Source organism: Actinomycetota bacterium (assembly GCA_041658565.1).
Taxonomy (GTDB): domain Bacteria; phylum Actinomycetota; class AC-67; order AC-67; family AC-67; genus JBAZZY01.
The window spans coordinates 1-19,956 of the sequence record JBAZZY010000001.1 but is presented as its reverse complement, the minus strand read 5'-3'; the positions used below and the strand labels follow the sequence as shown (position 1 = coordinate 19,956).

General features: G+C 64.3%; 20 protein-coding genes. 6 read left to right on the top strand and 14 right to left on the bottom strand.

Annotation, left to right across the window (positions count from 1 at the left end):
* Positions 1–55: 55 nt before the first annotated feature.
* From WDA27_00100 to alaS, 5 genes are all read right to left on the bottom strand, one after another.
* The gene (locus WDA27_00100) at positions 56–1,813 is read right to left on the bottom strand and encodes an ATPase, T2SS/T4P/T4SS family (protein ID MFA5889349.1); all 1,758 of its coding nucleotides are present in this window, start codon (positions 1,811–1,813) and stop codon (positions 56–58) included.
* A gap of 146 nt (positions 1,814–1,959) precedes the next feature.
* Positions 1,960–2,757, bottom strand: a complete 798-nt coding sequence (aroE, locus tag WDA27_00095) for a shikimate dehydrogenase (protein MFA5889348.1) — start codon at positions 2,755–2,757, stop codon at positions 1,960–1,962.
* Positions 2,754–3,806, bottom strand: a complete 1,053-nt coding sequence (gene mltG / locus WDA27_00090) for an endolytic transglycosylase MltG (protein MFA5889347.1) — start codon at positions 3,804–3,806, stop codon at positions 2,754–2,756. Before mltG ends, aroE begins: the two co-directional genes overlap by 4 nt.
* Positions 3,803–4,216, bottom strand: a complete 414-nt coding sequence (gene ruvX, locus WDA27_00085) for a Holliday junction resolvase RuvX (protein ID MFA5889346.1) — start codon at positions 4,214–4,216, stop codon at positions 3,803–3,805. Before ruvX ends, mltG begins: the two co-directional genes overlap by 4 nt.
* Complete coding sequence (gene alaS, locus WDA27_00080; GenBank protein ID MFA5889345.1) at positions 4,216–6,834, bottom strand: alanine--tRNA ligase; 2,619 nt, start codon at positions 6,832–6,834, stop codon at positions 4,216–4,218. The genes ruvX and alaS overlap by 1 nt, the downstream gene beginning before the upstream one ends.
* A 252-nt stretch (positions 6,835–7,086) precedes the next feature.
* Here alaS and WDA27_00075 point away from each other — a divergent pair, with 252 nt between their 5' ends.
* Entirely contained in the window at positions 7,087–7,371 is a 285-nt protein-coding gene (locus tag WDA27_00075) for a type II toxin-antitoxin system Phd/YefM family antitoxin (GenBank protein MFA5889344.1), read from the top strand.
* Positions 7,368–7,652 carry a type II toxin-antitoxin system RelE/ParE family toxin gene (locus tag WDA27_00070; GenBank protein MFA5889343.1) on the top strand — a complete coding sequence of 95 codons (285 nt, stop codon included), beginning with the start codon at positions 7,368–7,370 and terminating at the stop codon, positions 7,650–7,652. Before WDA27_00075 ends, WDA27_00070 begins: the two co-directional genes overlap by 4 nt.
* Before the next feature lie 157 nt (positions 7,653–7,809).
* Here the strand turns inward: WDA27_00070 and WDA27_00065 are convergent, their stop codons facing one another.
* Positions 7,810–8,232, bottom strand: coding sequence for a hypothetical protein (locus tag WDA27_00065; protein MFA5889342.1), 423 nt, complete (start codon positions 8,230–8,232; stop codon positions 7,810–7,812).
* Between the two features lie 808 nt (positions 8,233–9,040).
* Between WDA27_00065 and WDA27_00060 the strand changes: the two genes are divergently transcribed.
* Together WDA27_00060 and WDA27_00055 are read left to right on the top strand one after the other, a co-directional pair.
* On the top strand, positions 9,041–9,718 hold the full coding sequence (locus tag WDA27_00060) for a DUF6088 family protein (protein MFA5889341.1): 678 nt from the start codon (positions 9,041–9,043) through the stop codon (positions 9,716–9,718).
* A gap of 7 nt (positions 9,719–9,725) precedes the next feature.
* Positions 9,726–10,688, top strand: a complete 963-nt coding sequence (locus WDA27_00055) for a nucleotidyl transferase AbiEii/AbiGii toxin family protein (protein ID MFA5889340.1) — start codon at positions 9,726–9,728, stop codon at positions 10,686–10,688.
* Between the two features lie 674 nt (positions 10,689–11,362).
* Here WDA27_00055 and WDA27_00050 read toward each other — a convergent pair.
* The 4 genes from WDA27_00050 to WDA27_00035 all read right to left on the bottom strand — a co-directional run bounded on the left by WDA27_00050 (position 11,363) and on the right by WDA27_00035 (position 13,203).
* Complete coding sequence (locus WDA27_00050) at positions 11,363–11,638, bottom strand: hypothetical protein (protein MFA5889339.1); 276 nt, start codon at positions 11,636–11,638, stop codon at positions 11,363–11,365.
* Positions 11,639–11,739: 101 nt separating this feature from the next.
* Positions 11,740–11,871 (bottom strand): hydrophobic protein, encoded by a 132-nt coding sequence (locus WDA27_00045; protein MFA5889338.1) that lies wholly within the window; start codon positions 11,869–11,871, stop codon positions 11,740–11,742.
* Positions 11,872–12,007: 136 nt separating this feature from the next.
* A complete protein-coding gene (locus tag WDA27_00040) occupies positions 12,008–12,397 on the bottom strand; it encodes a hypothetical protein (protein ID MFA5889337.1) in 390 nt (129 codons plus the stop codon).
* Complete coding sequence (locus WDA27_00035) at positions 12,394–13,203, bottom strand: DUF2391 family protein (GenBank protein MFA5889336.1); 810 nt, start codon at positions 13,201–13,203, stop codon at positions 12,394–12,396. Before WDA27_00035 ends, WDA27_00040 begins: the two co-directional genes overlap by 4 nt.
* Before the next feature lie 813 nt (positions 13,204–14,016).
* On the opposite strand from WDA27_00035, the gene WDA27_00030 reads away from it, so the two are divergent.
* Positions 14,017–14,898: a hypothetical protein gene (locus tag WDA27_00030; protein ID MFA5889335.1), complete on the top strand. Its 882-nt coding sequence runs from the start codon at positions 14,017–14,019 to the stop codon at positions 14,896–14,898.
* Positions 14,882–15,697 (top strand): hypothetical protein, encoded by an 816-nt coding sequence (locus WDA27_00025; protein ID MFA5889334.1) that lies wholly within the window; start codon positions 14,882–14,884, stop codon positions 15,695–15,697. Before WDA27_00030 ends, WDA27_00025 begins: the two co-directional genes overlap by 17 nt.
* Before the next feature lie 170 nt (positions 15,698–15,867).
* On the opposite strand, the gene WDA27_00020 is transcribed toward WDA27_00025, so the two are convergent.
* From WDA27_00020 to WDA27_00005, 4 genes are all read right to left on the bottom strand, one after another.
* A complete protein-coding gene (locus WDA27_00020) occupies positions 15,868–16,194 on the bottom strand; it encodes a hypothetical protein (GenBank protein MFA5889333.1) in 327 nt (108 codons plus the stop codon).
* Positions 16,195–16,512: 318 nt separating this feature from the next.
* Positions 16,513–18,450: an HD domain-containing phosphohydrolase gene (locus WDA27_00015; protein ID MFA5889332.1), complete on the bottom strand. Its 1,938-nt coding sequence runs from the start codon at positions 18,448–18,450 to the stop codon at positions 16,513–16,515.
* Positions 18,447–18,911, bottom strand: a complete 465-nt coding sequence (locus WDA27_00010; protein ID MFA5889331.1) for a response regulator — start codon at positions 18,909–18,911, stop codon at positions 18,447–18,449. The genes WDA27_00015 and WDA27_00010 overlap by 4 nt, the downstream gene beginning before the upstream one ends.
* 17 nt (positions 18,912–18,928) lie before the next feature.
* Positions 18,929–19,654: an ATP-binding protein gene (locus WDA27_00005; GenBank protein ID MFA5889330.1), complete on the bottom strand. Its 726-nt coding sequence runs from the start codon at positions 19,652–19,654 to the stop codon at positions 18,929–18,931.
* Positions 19,655–19,956: the final 302 nt, after the last annotated feature.

Below are 19,956 nucleotides of genomic sequence, written 5' to 3'. Positions count from 1 at the left end.
ACTCACCGAGTGCATCGGCGCGGCGCGCGCCCGGCTTGACCCGGATCGGCCGCGACTAGACGATGACCCGGAAGATCTCCTCAATGCTGGTTTCGCCCGCGAGGACCTTCAAGATCCCGTCTTGTCGCAACGTGAGCATCCCCTGCTCGCATGAGGTCCGGCCGATCTCCTCACTTGAGCGGTGCTCGACGGTCAGACGTTCGATCTCCTCGGACATAGTCATGACCTCGTGGACCGCCATCCGGCCCCGGTATCCGGTTCCTCCGCAGTGATTGCAGCCGACCGCGCGCTGCAGCAGCGGCGCCGATCCGTCCGCACGCAGCGGAACCCGCGCCTCTCGCAAGGACTCCACCGTAGGCTGATAGGGCTCCTTGCACCGGCCGCACAGTTTGCGAACCAAGCGCTGCGCAAGAACCGCGTCCACCGCCGAAGACACTAGGAACGGCTCAATCCCCATCTCGACCAGGCGCGTGATGGCTGAAGGAGCGTCGTTGGTGTGCAACGTCGAAAGCACCAAGTGACCGGTGAGTGCTGCCTGGACCGCGATCTGAGCGGTCTCTTGATCGCGGATCTCTCCAATCAGAACGATGTCCGGGTCGGAACGCAAGATGGAGCGCAACGCGCCCGCGAAAGTCAGTCCGGCCTTCGTGTTGATCTGCACCTGATTGACGCCGTTCATTCGGTACTCAACGGGATCTTCGACCGTAATGACGTTCACATCGGCCGTGTTGAGGATGTTCAGCGTGGCGTACAGAGTGGTCGACTTCCCCGATCCCGTGGGGCCCGTCACAAGGATCATCCCGTACGGCTTTCGAAAGCTCGCCTCAAACATCTCCATGTTGTGCTCGGAGAACCCAAGATCGTTGAGATTTAGGAGGCCTTGCGACTTGTCCAGGATTCGGATGACGGCCTTTTCGCCGTGCACGGTGGGCATCGTCGCGACTCGAAGGTCGATCGCCTTGCCGCCCACGACCAGCCCCACACGGCCGTCCTGAGGGATTCGCCGCTCGGCGATGTCGATGTCGGCCATGATCTTCAGGCGCGAGAGCACGCCGTTTTGAATCGATTTCGGCGAGCGCATGACCTCGTGAAGCACGCCGTCGATCCGGTAGCGGATTCGCACGTCCCGTTCTTGCGGCTCAATGTGGATGTCGGATGCGCGCTCGTTCACCGCCCGCGTGATCAGCAGGTTGACGAGCTTGACGATCGGAGCATCGTCAACCGCCTCACGAAGCTTGGACAGATCGTCGACTTCGTGCTCTTCGGCCGCCGCGGCGGCGGCTATGTCTCCAACCTGTGCGTCGTCCCGCGTCGAGCGCGTAATCGCGTTGGTGATGTCGGCTCGAGTCGCGATGGCCGTGCGGATCTCGCGTCCGGTGAGCGTGCGGATATCGTCGATCGCGAACACGTTGCCGGGATCGCTCATCGCGACGACCAGCTTGTCTTCGTCGAACGCGATGGGAAGCGCACCGTAGCGGCGTGCCATCGCCTCCGGGATCAGCGACGCGGCCATGGGGTCGATCTGCGTTTCCGCAAGATCGACAAATGGGATCCCGATCTGCTGCGCCAGCGCGGAAACGAGCACGGACTCGGTGACCAACCCCGACTCGACCAAGACTCGCCCCAGGCTCCGTCCCGTCCTGGCCTGCTCGCGCCGGGAAGCCTCGAGTTGGTCGCGGCTGATCGCGCCCTCTTCGACGAGGATCTCGCCGAGCGTTTGCGTTCGCCGCACCGGGGGCGCGTCGGTCTTTGCCTCGGATCCGATGCCCTCGGCCGGGTCCTCGACGTCGAACGCTTCTGAGTTGCTCCCCATCCATCCCTCCGCGCGTCCGAGGAGCAATGCCGTGTATCGGCATGAAACGGATGCCGGGCCAGCCCGGGACAACCTCTCCTGGAACGCGCTTGTCTACCGGGAGTGTCGGCAGCGCCCGAAGCGCGCTTTACCGGGCGGGTCGGACGCTAGGACTCAAGCAGCGCCGACTCGGCGGCCGCGCGCATGATCTCTATGGGAGCATCCACGCCCGTCCAGAGCGCGAACGAGAGCGCCGCTTGGTGCACGAGCATTCCTAGACCATCGAACGCGCGCGCGCCGGCCGAGCGCGCCTGCGACACAAACGAGGTTTCCGGCGCCTGGTAGATCATGTCCACCGCAAGCATCTCCGGCGCGAACCGCACGGGAAGGGCTTCCCGAACCGGCGTCGCGTTCACAACCAGATCGGCGGCAACCTGTACGCCCCATTCCGCCGTGGCCACACCCTCGGCGACGCCGGCAACCAACGCCGCGCGCTCCGGCCGCCGGGCGCAAACCGTCACGCGCGCGCCCGCGCCGGCCAGCGCCCGCACAACCGCGCGCGCCGCGCCTCCCGCGCCAAGCACCGTCACGTCCCGATCGCGGGCATCAAAGCCGGCATCGTGGGCGAGGAAACGCAGAAACCCAAGGCCGTCGGTGTTGTGGCCAACCAGGGCGTCGCCGTCTCGCGCGATCGTGTTTACGGCCCCAATTGCGGCCGCCTCTTCCTCAAGGCGATCGAGAAGCCCGCAAACCGCTTCCTTGTGCGGCATGGTTACGTTGGCACCGTCCACCCCGAGCGTTCGCAGCAGGCCGATGCCCTCGGCAGCCGCGCCCGGTCGCACGCCGATCGCGATGTACGTCCAGTCAAGACCCAAGGCTTCGAACGCCGCCTGGTGAATGCGCGGCGACAGGCTCCGGTTCACAGGCCAACCGATGATGCAGGCAAGATGCCCGGCGCCGTTCACGCCGCACTCCGGCACCGCTGGAACCCCGCGTTGTCGCGCGCGAAGCAGTGCGAGCGGCCGTCCTTGCTCAGCACGTAGTAAAGGAAGTCACTCGACGCGGGCGCGAATGCCGCGCGGAGCGCGGCGAGCCCGGGCGAGGCAATCGGCGCCGGAGGCAATGCCGGGATCTTGTAGGTGTTGAAGGGCGAGTTGATCTCCAGGTCCGAATACAACAGACGCGTCTTGTAACTGCCGTCACGCAACAAGAACGCGTACTGAACGGTTGCATCGATCTGCAAGCGCATCCCGATGCGCAATCTGTTGTAGATGACCGAAGCCACCAGCGGACGGTCGCGCTCCACCTTCGCCTCGCGCTCGATCATGCCGGCCACCACCACAACCTGGTATGGCGTAATTCCGAGCGCGCGCGCCGCCTGGGCAACCCCCAACCCTGCGACCTCCCGCTCGAACTGGCGCACCATCATCGCCACGACATCCTCGGCTGTGGCCTTGACCCTTACTTCGTAGGTCTTCGGGAACAAGAACCCTTCGAGGTTCCCCGCCGGGGCGCCGAACCCGCCGGGGGTGATTCTTCCGCTCGTAGCCGCGGCGATGAAGTCCTTGGCAGAGATGTGCGTCTCGGCCTCGACGATCTTGGCGACCTCCCCGACGGTCTTGCCCTCGGGAACCGTGAAGCGCACTGTTTCCGGAACGACGCCCTTGCGAAGGAGCCGGATCGCCTCTGAGATCCCAAGACCGGTTCGCATCTTGTACTCGCCGGACTTGAACTCGGTTTCGACGCCTTGGAATCGAGCAGCCAACCGGAAGACAAAAGCCGAACGAACAACGCCGCCCGACGCCAGCAGATCAGCGATAGCGGTGGTGGTCGCGCCATTGGGAACAACGATGCTTACCTGAGTGCCGCGCTCCGTCCCCCCGAACGCCCAACGGACGTACCCTGCCGTCCCAAGCGTCACGAGCACGGCGACGCCGAGAACCGTCAGGAAGATCCGTCGGCCGAGTTTGCTCCGCTTCGGCGCAGCCGGCGACAGGCGTTCTCCGGAACTCATCCGCCTCGCGCGTCGAGGAATGCCTGAAGCAGCACGGCAGCCGCCACCTTGTCTACGACCGCACGCCGTCGCTTGCCTCCCGCGCCGCCGGACTTCAAGCGTTTCTCGGCCTCCACCGTTGTAAAGCGCTCGTCCCAGAGTTTGACCTTCACGCCCATTTCCTTGAGCTTCTCAGCAAAGCCCTCGGCCACCATCGCCGAATGGCCTGCGGTCCCGTCCAAACTCAGCGGGTGCCCAAGAACCACCTGGCGCGCGCCCTCGGCCGCGGCGATCTCGCGGATCGCGGTCGCGTCGCGCTCGTCGCTGGTGCGATCCAGGACCGCGTACGGCGTCGCAACCAACCCCTTGCCGTCCGAGATGGCCACACCGATCCGACGTGTTCCCAGGTCGATGCCGAGCCAGCGCGCCATTACGCCAGCACCTCGGCAACGGTGGCGCGCGCCAAACGCAGCGCCTCAGCCACCCCTTCGGGCCGGTTGCCGCCTCCGGTCGCAACCTCGTCCTTTCCTCCCGCGCCGCCGCCGATCGCGCGCGCGGCGTCGGCGATGATCGCGCGCGCCTTGATCCCGCGCGCGCCGGTGGTCTTGTCGATCACTGCGACGATTCCCGCGCGCTCGTCCACCGACGATCCGAGCACAACTACCGCTGGTCCGGCCAGCGTCTCGCGCACGGCAACCCCAAGGCGCTGAAGTTCGTCCACTCGCAACCCGGGCACCTCGGCCACCACGACCGAGGTCTCTCCAATGCGCTCCGCGAGGCGCGCCAAGTCCCACGCGCGCTCGCGCTCGGATGCCGCTTGTTGCTTTCGAACCGCTTGCTCGGCGGCCTTTAGGTCCGCGAGCAACTTCTCGACGCGCGCCGGCGCCTCTTCAGGCGAGGACTTCAGCAACGCGGCAATGTGATCCAAGACCGCTTGCGACCGACGAAACTCCGAAACGGCCTCGGCGCCGGTCAGCGCCTCGATGCGACGCAGATTGGATCCGATCGAGGCCTCCCCCAGCACCTTCACCAGACCGATCTGGCTCGTGCGGGTCACGTGCGTTCCGCCGCACAACTCCACGGAGTAGTCGCCGATCTCGATCACGCGAACGATGTCGCCGTACTTCTCTTCGAACAACATCATCGCGCCACGGTCGCGCGCCTCGTCCATCGTGGTTTCGTACGGGAGCACGGGATCGTCGCCGAGCAGACGCGCGTTCACGGTCGCCTCGATCTCGGCCAGCACCTCGGTTGGGACGCGACTGGAATGCGAGAAGTCGAAGCGAAGCCGCCCGGGTTCCACCAACGACCCCGCCTGGCGAGCTTGGTCCCCAAGTGCGGCCCGCAGCGTCGCATGAAGGATGTGAGTCGCGGTGTGGCTGCGCTCGGTCGCCGCGCGCTTGTCCGCGTCTACCTTCGCGTGAACCTCGGCACCCGAGGTGATCTCGCCTTGCACCACGCGCGCCGTGAGCACGATCAAGTCGCCCAAGCGACGCTGCGTGTCTGAAACCTCCAGGCGCGCGCCATCCGCCTCGATAATCCCTCGATCGCCGACCTGGCCGCCGCCCTCGGGGTAGAACGGCGAACGATCCAAGATCACTTCGATATCTTCGGACTCCGAGGCCGACGGGACCCGGTCCGACCCGCGCACGATCGCGCGCACCCGCGCTTCGCCGGCAGCATCCTGGTACCCGACGAACTCGGTCGAGCCGAACTCGGCCAACACCTCAAGCAACGCGTCTTCGTCGCGCAGGACGACCTTGCGGGCAGAGCGCGCGCGCTCGCGCTGCTCGGTCATCAGTGCCGCGAACTCGTCGTGGTCGACCTGCAGGCCGGCCTCGGACGCGATCTCCATGGTCAACTCGAAGGGGAACCCGTAGGTGTCGTGCAACTTGAACGCAACGCCGCCGCCCAGCGAAGTCTGCGACGAAGCCTTCGCCGCATCGACCTCGGTCTCGAGCATCACCAGACCGGTGCGCAGCGTGTTGCGGAACCCTTCCTCTTCGCCGGTGACGACCTGCGTGATGAACGCGCGCGAGGACTCGAGTTCGGGATACGCCTCGCCCATCGTGTCGATCACCGCCTCGACCATCTGCGGCAGCACGACGTCATCCACACCGAGCAACTTCGCGTGGCGAACCGCGCGCCGCATCAAACGCCGCAACACGTATCCACGGTCTTCGTTCGAGGGCAGCACACCATCGCCGATCAGGAACGAGGCCGCGCGCGCGTGCTCGGTGATGATCCGCAATGAAATGTCGGTCTTCTCGGAGGTTCCGTAGGCGCAGCCTGTGAGCTGCTCGGCGCGCGCCAGGATCGGCCGCAGCGTGTCGGTGTCGTACGCCGTGGGAACGTTCTGCAAGATCTGCGCGAGGCGCTCGAGCCCGAGTCCGGTGTCTACGTTCTTGCGCGGAAGGTCCCCGACGACTTGAAGGTTCTCGTCCACCTGCTTCTCGGTGAAGACCAGGTTGTAGTACTCCATGATCCGGTCGCCGTCCTGGAACCCGACGACCTCGCCGTAAGCCGGCCCGCGGTCGTAGAACAACTCCGAGCAGGGGCCGCCGGGACCGGCGACCCCCATCGTCCAGAAGTTGTCCTCCGCCCCGCGGCGCACGATCCGCTCGGCCGGCAGACCGATGTCGTCGCGCCAGATCTCGACCGCCTCGTCGTCGGACTCGAAGACCGTGACCCAGATCCGGTCGGGGTCCAAGCCGAAGGGCCCCGTGGACAGTTCCCAGGCCCAACGAATCGCATCGCGCTTGAAGTAGTCCCCAAACGAGAAGTTCCCGAGCATCTCGAAGAAAGTCATGTGGCGCGCCGTGAGCCCGACCCGCTCGATGTCGGTGGTTCGGGCCGATTTCTGACAACTGGCCGCGCGCGGGAACTCGATCGGCTTCTGACCCAAGAAATAGGGCTTGAACTGCACCATCCCGGCGGTGGTGAGCAGCAGGGTGGGGTCGTCCGGGATCAAGGACGACGACGGGACGATCTTGTGGCCTCGCTCACGGAAAAACTCGAGGAAGCTGCGACGGATCTCGTTAGACCTCACGGCGGGGCATTCTACCGGTGTGGGCCGCGCTTCATGCAGCCGGCCCGCCTCGCGAGCGCCCTCAGGAGTCTCCGAGCCGAATGGCAAAGCCCTGCACGTGTCCGGACACCTTGGCCGGCTTGACTCGGAAGGGCCGGACTTCCGAGCTACTTCCGAGTGGTCCGTATGATTTCGGTCGCATGACGCCCTCATCCATACGCAAGGCGGCAGGGCCGCTTGCGCGAACATGACGTATTGGCCATACTTATAGCCATGGCAATTAGCGAACATGTTCCCCTGGGCGAAGTGAAGAACCGGCTGTCCGAGGTCGTGGATCGCATAGAGCGCGCGCACGGTCGGGTCATCATCACGAAGCACGGCCAGCCGTCCGCGGTAATCATGAATCTCGAAGATCTTGAGTCCCTTGAAGAAACCTTGGCTGTCCTCAGCAACCCGCGAATGGTCAAGGAGATCCGCCAGGCTCAGACCGAGATCACCGCCGGCAAGGCCAGGCGCCTGACCAAAGATGAGGCCGCCCGGCTCGCAAAGCACCGGTGACTCCGCACATCCGAAGGCCCTACGACATCGAATGGGCCGGCCCCGCGAGAAGAGCGCTCGGTCGGATCCCTGAGAAAGCGGCCACCGCGGCCATCGAGTTCATCTACGGATCGCTCGCCGACAACCCGCAGCGGGTCGGCCACCCCCTTCGCTTCGAACTGGAGGGACTTCACGCGACTTCGAGAGGCGACTTCCGGATCATCTACAGAATCGACGGCGAAGAGCATGTCGTCTTCATCCTGACGATCGAGCACCGAGCAGACGTCTACCGACGCCGCTGACTCAAGATTGGGGGCTGTCCCCGCAGGGGCGCGCGCCTGTACGTCGTGTGGCTACAGGCCGGATCGCCCAGAGCAGCCCCCCGCGCACCCACATGCCGATCGACTACCTCTTGCTTGAACTCGGCAGTGAATCTACGCCGGGGAAAGGGACGAGCGCTCAGGTCACTCCTGATCCGTTAGACGCTTCATCGCCCTCAGCGGCTATGGAGAACCGTCGCTGATACAGCACGCAGGCTGGGACGGTGACGGCCGCCACCAAGAGAATGAGAGCACCCCCCACTGCATCGAGTGGATCTGTTCCGGCGCCTGCCGGCAGCCCGCGGGCCGCGTCCAAAGCCCCGAGAGCGTTTCCAAACGCCACCGTGAAAATTGCCGCACGCACAATCGCGGCGTGCTTGCGCGCAAAGGGCCTCCCAGGCCAGAGGAAACCGACTACAGCAAAGGGCAGCGTGACAAGCATGACGAAAAAGAACAAGGAAATGAGGACGCCCCTTGCGACGGACGCCGGGGTAAGAGCCGAAAACGCGATTTCCCCGAGGATCACGATCGCCCCGTAGCCGATTGCCCACAACCATTCCACGAATAACATCATCGCCAAGACGATCCGAACATATGGCCGATTCACCGCCATGCCCTCATTTGATCGTGTCCAGATATCCGGTCGCAGCAAAGCAGTAGCACAGATCCATTGCTGCGTCCTCTCTACTCGACTTCGACATACCGCGTTGGCGTCTTGCCCATCTGCCGATCCACCGTCCCGTCGCATTGTTCGCGAAGTCCATCTGATGCTGTCGCCTGGTGTTGCCACTGGTCACTACTCAAGGAGCCAGCACCGGCATCGATCGGACGCTTGGAGAAACAGACTGAATCCCTCCACGTCCGCCCACAGGAACGCCTCGCCAGTCCATCCTGGGAAAGACGCTGCGTCAACTGACTTCCTCGATCCACCGATCCATCGATAACCATCTAATGCCTGCATGGTCTGGCAACAGAAAGTCCTCTGGCGGCCTCGGTTCGAAGACGCCTGTTGTCACGATGTCGAAGGCCAGTTCCTCAATCGAGCTTTGCCTGATCCGCTCAGGCGCGGACCGCACTAGAGCAAGGCTGATTCGCATTCCGCGCAGTTCGTCGCTCGCGGGATCGGAGTAGACGACCTCCACAACCTCAGGCGAGGTCGCTGTCGCCCACCGGAGTTGCAGAACCGGGCGATGCGGGCCGACTTGCTCCTCGATCGCGGCGACCAAACGCTTCGCGCTGAGACCGAACAAGGACAGCGAGCCCTGGGTGCCACACCCAGGTCACCCCAATATCGGGCAAACGGCCCTTCCACACCCGCTTCTGTCAACTGCGCGTAGCGAGTTACCGACAACGGTGCTACCATGCCCGTCATGAGCGATGGAAGAGTTGCGCCCGAGATCCGTAAGCGGGTCCTCGCCTCGCGTGATCGCTTCTGGCGCCCCGAGGACTTCGACGGCTCGCCCGAAGCGGTCGCGAAGGCGCTGTCGCGGCTAGCTCGAGCCGAGGAGCTTCGTCGAGTTCGACGCGGGCTCTACTGGCGCGGGGCGCCGACACGACTCGGCATGGCTCCCCCATCACCCGATCGCTTCGTCCACGAGGTGATCGATGCGTCCGGCACCGGCCCCGCCGGCTGGAGCGCAGCGCTCACGCTGGGACTCTCCACACAAGTGCCGCGCCGCGAGACGATCGCAGTACCTGGTCGGGTGCCGCGCAACCCGGGCACCGTTCGGTTCGTCAGCCGCGCTGCGAGCACCAAGCGCCGAGACGAGCGGCTACGACCACCCGAGGTCGCTCTCCTCGAGGTGCTTCGCGACTGGGACACCCTCGTCGAGGTTTCGACCGACGCCGCCGTCGAGCGCATCGCGGATCTGGTGAGGGGCGGAACCCTCCGCCTCGATCGCGTCGTGCGGGCGTCGGCAACCGAGCCGCCTCGTGCTCGTGAGCGGCTTCGTCATCTTCTCGGGGCGATGGACCGATCGGCTGACGCGGCTGCTGTCCGGCCCGCCCGCAGCGATTCGGTTCGCCACGATCTGGCGCTCGCGGTCTGAGCAGCTGATGCAATTCCGCGACTCGGACGAGTTCGGGCCAACCCTGGACGTGGTCGCCGAGCGCCTCGACATCAGCGCGACCGCGGTCGAGAAGGACTACTGGGTCAGCGAGGTGCTCCGAGTCCTCGTCGCGAACTTCCCCGACGACTTCATCTTCAAGGGCGGCACGAGTCTGTCCAAGGGCTACGGGATCATCGAGCGATTCTCCGAAGACATCGACGTGCTCGTGCTGCCCGGAGATCGCGGGAGAGGTGCTGTCGACAAGCTGATGAAGGCGATGGGAGAGGCTGCGGCCGCCGGCGTCGGTGGCGAGACCACGGGCGTCGGTGGTGCCGAGTCGGGCCGTCACCGTTCCTTCGCGGTGAGCTATCCAGCCACTCGCGAGCGAACCGCGCTGATCGCAACCAGCGTGCTGTTGGAGATGGGCGTCCGAGGCGGCGCACATCCCCATGAGCGTGTGGCCATCGGCTCGCTGCTCGGGGACGCGCTCGCGGCAGCGGGTGACGACCTCGATGAGTACGAGGACCTCGCGCCATTCGAACTGCCGGTCCTCCATCCCGCGCGGACCCTTCTCGAGAAGCTCGTTCACGTTCACGAGCTTTCGCTCCGACTCATCGCCGACGACGGCCTGCAGCCGAAACCTCGAAGCGGGCGTCACTTCTACGACGTCCACGAACTGCTCGGCGACGAACGCGTTCTCGGACTCTTGGAGGACCGGCATCAGACCCTCGCCGTCATCGATAGCATCGACGAGATCACGCGGAGATTCTTCGGCGGGACCGAAGGCGCATCGGCCAGGCCGGAGGGCGGGTTCGCCTCCAGCGCAGCATTTGACCCAGCCACGTCTGCCTCGGTCCGCTGCCGGGCGGCCTACGAAGCGACGATGCCGGAGCTCTACTTCGGTAGTGATCCGCTCCCGACTTGGGAGGAGATCTGCCAGCGCGTCGCCGACTGCGCAGCATTTCTCTGACGCTCCCTTGCGAGGTTCATGTTGCTGAGGACGCTGCAAATTGGAGCCAAGAATGGAGACAAACTCACGCCAACTCGTTCCACTCCATCGGACGCACTCGTACCGCGGATCAGGTCTGACCTGCGACAACACGTCTTGATCCATCTCAACCAGACCTACTCGTATCGACTTGGAGGCCCTTCAAAACCGGTGAGCCGCCTAACGGCGGCTGGTGGGTTCGATTCCTTCCGCCTCCGCTACGAGCGAAGACGTGATCGCGTATTCGCGTAGGCGCGAGTCACCTGTTGGAGACTTCGCCGAACAGATCCACACCGGGAAGCGGGATCCCGGCTTGGTTGATGGTCCGAGCGAGGCTGAATCGCTATCGCGGAGTACGCGACAGACGCCGATCTAGCGCTCGACCCGGCGGAACTCCACGACCAGCCCCGGATCGAACAGGCATGACGGATGCCGGCTTCGTCCGTGATCTCAGGCAACCCGACATCTGGCGCGAAGACGGAGATATCCAAGTCGATCTGCTCGTTCCAGAAGCTGTCGGCGGGAGTGGTCGCCGCAGTGCTGGACTCGGAGTTCACGGCGATCAGGTCGCGCGCAAGGCCAAGGGTCTCGAAGCCGTGCTCGTGGAACGCGCGTCGCTGTCTCCTGCGTCCCTCGACGACGCAGACTCGCGTTCTTCAGTGGTCATGGTCGCGGGCCCGGCCGCTCTCTTGGTCGCCAAGCTGCACAAGATCTATGAGCGAAGGGATTCCCCGGATCGTCTCGCAGAGGACGCTCTCGATATCCTCAGAATCCTGCGCGCAGTCCAGACCGAGACCTTGGCCGCCGACGTCGATCACCTCTTGGTTGATGATCGATCCGGAGACGTCGCCCGAGCAGCGATCGACTACCTCCGCGAGCTCCTCGGTACACCTGAGGCCCAGGGTTGCCAGATGGCGGGTGGATCCAACCACGCCGGCGGTCCATCCGAGGTCCGTATCGGGCCCCGGCGCTGCCCGAGCGTTTCGTCGTCTGGGATCACCGCGGGATGCAGATCGAGTCTGCCGACTTCCCGTCATGCATGGCCACGACCGCGAAGCGTTCCGACGAGCCATACGACGGCAAGCACAACCGCAGCCCACCAGAGGATCTTCACTGTGAAGAACCCGAGCAGGAAAAGCACCACGGCGAGGAGCAAGAGGAACATCACGGCCGGCCTCCGATCAATGAACGTAGGGAGATCTTCACTCACAGTGAAGATCCGCAGCGTCACGTGGCCGTCACGGAAAGCCGGCCTCACTCTGGCGGTTCGTCGCGACAAACAGCGCGCGCAGCCGGGACACTCAGTCCCGCGTCGCTCGATGGTACGAGGTCACCGTCGCGCGCGGCTCGCCGCTCGTACCGGACGGAAAGACGGCGGCCGCCTCTTCGTCATCACCCTTCGCGACGGAGACCAGGCTGATCTCTCGCGTCTCCTCACCCACGACAACCTCGATGACGACATTAGCGGCGGTCTCACCTCCAACGTTCCGGACGATGACCGCATACACGGCGCCACCGCTGCGATGGATCGGGGTTTGCGCGACGGACACACGCAAGTCCGGCGGACCGTTACCGCCTGCGATGCGTGCGAGGAGCAACCCGATCACGATCGCAGCAACCGCGACGGCCGACACGAGAAGAACGGCGACCTCTAACGGGGTGCGTTCGCGCCTGATGCCTCGCACGCTCACACCAGCATCCGTCCGAGTGCCGCGCCCAAAGACGCCGGGAATGAAAGGACGACGACTGCCGACAGGGCAGGACCATCCATCGCATCGAGGCGTCCGAAGGCCCACAGAAGGACCCCTGAGAGAAGGAAAGCGATCAGGTACGCCAACGCCGTCTCCGTGGAAGGATGCTGCGTCGCCCCGTTGTGCGCGCGCCTGGTCTCGCGACCGCCGAATTCAGCCTCGAACACGATGAGATATGGAAGCAGCAGTGAGACACCGACCAGCAGAGTGAGCCGGATCCAGCCGAGTTCTTGAGCGAGCCGGATCGGCTCCTCGGTGGGGGCGATGTTCAGCGCGAGCACGATGGCACCTGCGGCCGCGGCAAGAAGGTCTCCGGACGCCCCGGTCATCTCGCGCGCACCCTCGCCTCCCTTGCGCGGCGCGAGCGCGTTGCCGATCGCGAATCCGATCCCTATCGGGATGGAGGTGAGCGCAACGAGGCCGGTCAGGTTGCCAGTCGGCATGCCGATCTGGATCCGACCGAGGACCAGGAGCAGGACCGCGGCGAGGATGACCGACAGGCCGAAGCCGACCACCGCATCTTCGATCGGCCGGTGGGTTCGTCCCGCACGGAATCCGACGAAGTATGAGAGCACCACGTCGGCGCCGAAGGCCACGGTGATGAGCGCGAGGATCACGAGAGGGTCAAGCGTCTCGCCGAGGTCCCAGACCTCCTGCGTGAACAGCAACGGAACACCCAAGAGCGCCCCGCCGGCAACGCCCCGCATCAGGTCAGGAGCGCGTGTGTGTGGTGCCTTCGACGGCATCGCTCTATCATTACCCCGTCGCTCCGAAGCCGCAAAGACGTCTACCTTTGCGACTGGCCGGTCAGGCGAACGTGTCGCACGCGTCGAGCGCAGCATCCTCATTGAGGGTCTGGTGGAAGAGCTCGACTTTCCCGCAGGTCTGCGGGTGGGTTGAGCCTTGGCTACTCGAACTGGTCGGCGTGGATCGTGTTCCGTTACCTGTGCCTGCCGTGCGGAAGGGCTCGGGATCAATCGTTGGACGCTCCGGCCTGGACGCCGTCGACGCCGAGTCATCCACAGGTCTTGTGTTCATCGTGACCTCCTGGGGTCTGCACGACTCCGGGAGGTCACACACTTACACAAACGACAGGACGCGCCCGGGCGCTGAGTTGCCGCCCCCCGTTGACCCGGCTATCACTGGACCCGCACGACCTGCGAAAGCGCTCACTCCCGCAGGCCGCCAAGGTACCCAGGCAACGCTTCAAAACCGGTGCGGCCCTTCACCGGGCCGGGTGGGTTCGATTCCTTCCGCCTCCGCTACCTGCGGAAACGCGGGCTCAGAATTCTGTCTCCGATGGGTCCCCGCACGGAGGCGGTCCCTGGTTGCCCGAGTGTGTTCCATGAACTAAGCTGTTCCACCTCATGTGGAATAAGGCGATTACTGCGACAGACTTATTGCGATCCTTTGTCGACACGCTGAAGGAGCGGCTTCCCGAGTCGTGGGAGGTAATACTCCTTGAGCGCGACCCTACGCGGGGCGGAGCCAAATCGAGATCGCGCCCCGACGCCCTCCTAGAGATCCGCAGCCCGGAAGGGAAAGGGGCGACTTTCATCGTGGGGTTTAAGAGAAGGATCGACCCCAAGGACGTACCGGCGGTACTCGAGCAGGTCCGTCGATATGGTCCCGAGGCTCCGCTCATCGTCGCACCTTTCCTGGGGCCAAGGACACGCGAGCGACTGGCCAAGGCCGGCGCTGCTTACGCGGATGCGACCGGGAACTTGCGCTTGGCGCTTGAGCGTCCCGCACTCTTCGTGGAACGTACCGGCGCTGATTCCAGCCCGTGGCCCGACGAGAGACCGCTTCGCTCATTGAAGGGCCCTACCGCGGGACGAGCTGTGCGGGCACTGTGCGACTTCCGGCCCCCCTACGGTGTCAGAGAGCTTGCGGAACTATCGCGAACGCCGGTGGCGTCGGTCTCGCGCGTCGTCGAACTTCTCGACCGCGAGGCGATCGTGATACGCGAAGGCCGAGGCCCGATCGAATCCGTCGACTGGCCGGGTCTCATTCGCCGATGGGTGCAGGATTACGCTTTCACAAGATCCAGCCGCACTCAGACGTTTCTCGCACCCCGGGGTTCACAGGCGCTTCTCGAAAGACTCCGGGAGTTCGGAATGGCGTATTCGGTAACGGGCTCCTTTGCCGCCGTTCAGCTCGCAGCCGTCGCTCCGGCACGTCTCGCAGCCCTCTACGTGACGTCCATTTCTGACGCGGCAAAGAAGCTCGACCTCCGTCCGGCGGATACGGGTGCGAACGTCATCCTGGCGGAGCCGTTCGATGATGTCGTCTTCGAGCGGACGGCGATGCGCGACGGGCTCACGTACGCGGCTGCGTCCCAAGTCGCTGCCGATCTGCTTACAAGCCCCGGACGCGGGCCGGCCGAGGGGGACGCATTGATCACATGGATGGAGCAGAACGAAGATGTCTGGCGTTCTTGATCCCGAGTACGTGGCAGCGCGGCGAGTCCTGCTCGACGCTCTGGAAGCCCTGCGTGAGCAACTCGACGCGATCGTGCTGGTTGGCGCCCAGGCTATCTACGTCCACACCGGTGCAGCTGAGTTCGCGATCGCCGAGTACACGACCGACGCCGATCTGGTGCTCGACCCGGCGGAACTCCACGACCAGCCCCGGATCGAACAAGCCATGACGGATGCCGGCTTCGTCCGTGATCTCAGGCAACCCGGCATCTGGCGCGGCAGAGGTGATGTCCAAGTCGATCTGCTCGTTCCAGAAGCTGTCGGCGGGGCTGGTCGCCGCGGTGCGCGACTCGGAGTTCATGGCGATCAGGTTGCGCGCAAGGCCAAAGGTCTCGAAGCCGTGCTCGTCGAACGCGCGCCGGTCTCTGTTGCATCCCTCGATCACGCAGACTCGCGTTCCTTGGTGATCATGGTCGCGGGCCCGGCCGCTCTCCTGGTTTCCAAGCTGCACAAGATCTATGAGCGAAGGGATTCTCCGGATCGACTCGCAGACAAGGACGCTCTCGACACTTTCAGAATTCTGCGCGCGATCCCGACCGAGACCTTAGCCGCCGGCGTCAATCACCTCTTGGTTGATGATCGATCCAGAGACGTCGCCCGAGCGGCGATCGACTACCTCCGCGAGCTATTCGGTACACCCGAGGCCCAGGGTTGCCAGATGGCGGGCCGCGCACTGGTTCCTCTTGAGGATCCGGTAGAAATCGCGGCTGCATGCTCCGCTTTGGCCTTAGACCTTCTCCATCCCCGCGGGGAGAGTTGACGCGAAATCGGTCAGCGCTCGCGTCGTTGGCACCAAGGTGGACGTCGTAGGCTTCGACTGGACCCCGCCGGGAGCGATCGTCGCCAGGTGCCGGCGAGGAGACCACGCGGTGCCGCGTGAGAACGGAATCGTCGGCGTGAGAACGACGCCCTCCCGGTCGGCTGGACTGATCAGCCGACACCTGCGTCAATCGAAGCGGACCTCGCGCGAATGGCGCGCACCGTCGCTTCATAGAGCTCGGTCATAGCGAACCCGACTTCCCGGAGATCGTCAGCTTCGCGCACGAGTTCTTCATCGACCTCGGCAGCCAAGGGACTCTGGATGGTGCGCGCGCGGATCCTTGCTGACGCGCCGAGTTCGCGCAACTCGTCGAGTGATAGACGCAGCAGCCACTTCACTCGGCGTTCATCATTCGCTCTTGCTTCCGCAAGCGGCGCAGAGCGCTCCGATTGGACCTCGACAGCGAACACCCGACGGACGTACTCGTCGAACCTCACTCCGGGTGGAATCGCAAGCTTTCGCCTTATCGACGATCGATGTCTCTCCAAGGTCCGGCCCGCGATACCAAGGGTAGATAGGGCTCCGGAAGGACCGACGTTCTCGAAGGCCAGGGTTATCACCCGCCACTCCTGTGGGGACAGCCGGTGCGTCCTGCCCCTGATCCACGCGTCGATGTGACGGTTCCCGTTCTCTTCACTCGTGCCCGAGGGCAACGACAAACCTTGCGCACCTTCTTCCATCGACCACTCCTCTCAGCGAGTCCCGTGGACGTCGCGCCTATCGAAAGGCCTCGCGCGCGCGCGCAATCATCGACGCTACTTCCATCCCTCAAGATCGAGGCGGCCTTCGCGGCACAGACGCAGGCACGCCTCGGCGACAACGGGATCGAACTGAGTCCCCTTCCCCTTTTCGATCTCGTCGAGGGTCTCATCGATTTTCCTCGCAGGGCGGTAGGGACGGTGTGAGGACATCGCTTCGAGTACGTCGGCGACGTGGAGGATCCGTGAGCCCAGAAGGAGTTCCTCGCCCTTGAGACCAAGCGGATAGCCGCTCCCATCGAAGGCCTCGTGATGCTGGTGGATCATGTCGGCGACCGGCCAAGGGAACTTGATGCCCGCCACGATGTCGCGGCCATTGCCGGGATGCATCTTGACAAGTTCGAACTCCGCGGGGAGGAGACGGCCGGGCTTCGACAGGATCTCCGCGGGAACACCGATCTTGCCGATGTCGTGGATCTCGGCCGCCAACGTGATCCCTTCGACGGTGTCTCGGTCAAGACCGAGTTCGTTAGCGATGACATCCACCATGCGAGCAACTCGCCGCTGATGGCCGGCGACATATGGATCGCGCGCCTCAGTTGCCGCTGCGATCGAGGCCGCCGAAGCACGCGCCCACTCATTGCGTTCTTGCTCGGCCTCCTTCTGCTCGGTAACGTCGACGACGACGACGCCGACGCCGAGGTTAACCCGGGGCGAGCACACCGGGTAGTAGTTGCCGAGCCAGAAACGGATGCGCCCGGGCTCCTGCGCGCATTCCCCGCGCGACTCGACGTTGACCAACTCCTCGCCGGTTTCAAGGACGTATCGGCAGCAGTCCGCAAGCGAAGGCCCCAGGTGCGGCCCGGTCTCCGCGACGGTGCGTCCGATGGACTCCCGTACTGAGATCCCCTGGATGGCCGCAAGTCTTTCGTTGATGCTGACATACCTGAGGTCTCCATCGACAAAGGCGAGCCCCACGGGCGCGGTGGATTGGATCGACCGCAGGAGAGAAAGAGCCTCGGCCGATCTCCTCTCGGACAGTCGAAGGTCCGATTCGGCACGCTCGCGCGCCATCGCAGATCCAATCGTGTCCGCAGCAGCGCGCAACGCATCGATCTCAGTCGACAACCACGGACGTTCGCGCGCGCAATCCTCAAAGTCGAGAAGACCCCACGGCCTCCCGCCGACAAAGATCGGGGCCAAAGCGAGTGAGACGACGCCTTGCGATTCGAGCAAAGGCCGCCCGCTCTCCGCGAACTCCCTCACGGAGCCATGGACGACTTCGCGCGCGAGCAAGCGATTGTACCAATCGGCACATCCGAGATCGAAGAACGGAAGATCCACGAGTGCCGCGCCATCCACACTCACGACATCCGGCGCCACCCATTCCTTCAATAGGCTCACGAGCGGCGTGCCCTCCGGTACCTCGCGCAACCGGAGGATGCGTACACGGGTGACCTGAACCGCCGTGCCGAGACACGCCAGGATGGCATCGGCTTCATCATCCCAGCTACCGGACAGCAATCGCCCCGCTGCGAAGACGACGGCCTCCAGCACCCGGTCGCGACGTACGAGAACCTCGACTGCGGCCTCGCGATCCTCCTCGCTGCGGCAGATTCTGTCTCGCTCTTGCAGCGCGCGGCGGACGGCAGGGCCGAGCCGAAGCAAGGCGGACTTCAGAACGTGGTCAACGGCGCCAAGTCCGACAACCTCCGCCGCAGCTTCCTCGCCGAGCGAACCGGTGACGATAATGACAGGGACCTGTGGGCAGCATTGCTTCGCAAGTGCGAGAGCCTCGCAGCCTCCGATATCGGGCAGGGTGTAATCGCAAAGGATCAGATCCGGCCACGCCTCCTCAAGCGCCCGGACGTACGCGGCCCTTCCGTCCGCCACACGTGCTTCGTACTTGATGCCTGCGCGGCGCAGCTTGTTCTCCATAAGCTTGGCGTCCGCGAGCACGTCCTCAAGGATAAGGATCCTGCTTGCAGCGCTCACGATGGCACCCCGGGCGGTGGTTCATTCATGAGCAGCCAGGACAATCCAAGCACGCGCGCCGCCACCACGAAGTCGGCGACATCCACGGGCTTTCGCAGATAAGCGTTCGATCCGAGCTGATACGCGGCGAGGATGTCTTCCTCTTCCTTCGAAGAGGTCATCACGACGACGGGCATCAACCGAGTTCGCTCATCCTCCCGGATCCGTCGAAGGACTTCCAGGCCATCGATTCTCGGAAGCTTGAGATCCAGCAAGGTGACCGCCGGTAGCTCCCGCATTCCACCGTCCGCCGACGGCCGGTAGATGAAGTCGATCGCCTCAACTCCGTCGCGCACAACTTCGAGCCTGTTCAGGATGTTGGCCCTTTGAAGCGCGCGCCTCGTCAGCCTTTCGTCGCTCACGTTGTCCTCGATCAACAACATGTAGCGCGGCCCAGCGACCTGTCCTGCATCGAGTTCCACAGCCCGTGCCCCTATCGCTATTGGTGCACCGCCCACTCTTGCGTCGGAAGCGCGAAGGAGAGGCTTGCCCCTCTGTCGATTTCCCCTTCGGCCGCCACCCACCCGCCGTGCCTCAGCACGATGCGCCTAACGAGTGCAAGACCGATACCGGTGCCCTCGAATTCGTCCGCCCGGTGCAATCTCTGGAAGACCCCAAAAAGCTTGGCCGCGTATCGCATGTCGAAGCCCGCCCCGTCGTCCCGCACCGAATAGACAACCTCACCCGGACGGTCCTCACGGCGTATGTCGATGTGCGCGACGGCGCGGCAACGCGTGAACTTGAAAGCGTTGGCGAGTAGATTCGTCCACACCTGTTTGATCATCGCTGGATCACACGGGACATGACCCATCGGTCCGATCCCCACATCGATCCTCCGCTCTGGTTCGAGCGCGCGCATCCAGTCGGCTGCTTCGCGAACGATCGGTGCCATATCAACCAGACGAGTCGTGATCGCGGCCCGACCGACACGGGAAAAGCTGAGGAGGTCGTCGATAAGGGCTTCCATGCGCCGGACGTTTTCGGTCACAACCCCGACCACACGCTTCGCCTCATCATCCAATTGCGCCGCGTAATCCTCCGCCAGGATCTGAGAGAATCCATCGATCGCTCGTAACGGAGCGCGGAGGTCATGGGCGACGCTGTACGAGAAGGCCTCCAAGTCGTCGTACGCTCGTTTCAGCTCCTCGTTAACCATAGTCACCATGTCATTGGCCTTGCGGATGGCATCCTCGGCGCCCCGACATCTCGCGAAGCACCGCGCCGAAGCGCAGAACGAACTGCGCCCCCGTCATTCCTCTTCGGGCTGGCGAAGCCTCGGGTCCGAGGCGAGGTCTTCATGGTCTGTCCTGCCTTCTTTGATGTCCAACATCGACATGTGCATCGAGATATCGTCAAATGTTGTGGAACGCGTGGCGTGAATCACGCGGCGTCCTTCCCCGTGTTGCGTTCGATCAGTTTTCCATTCACGAACTTCGCACCGGCGCGCACGAGCGCAACCAAGTGAGG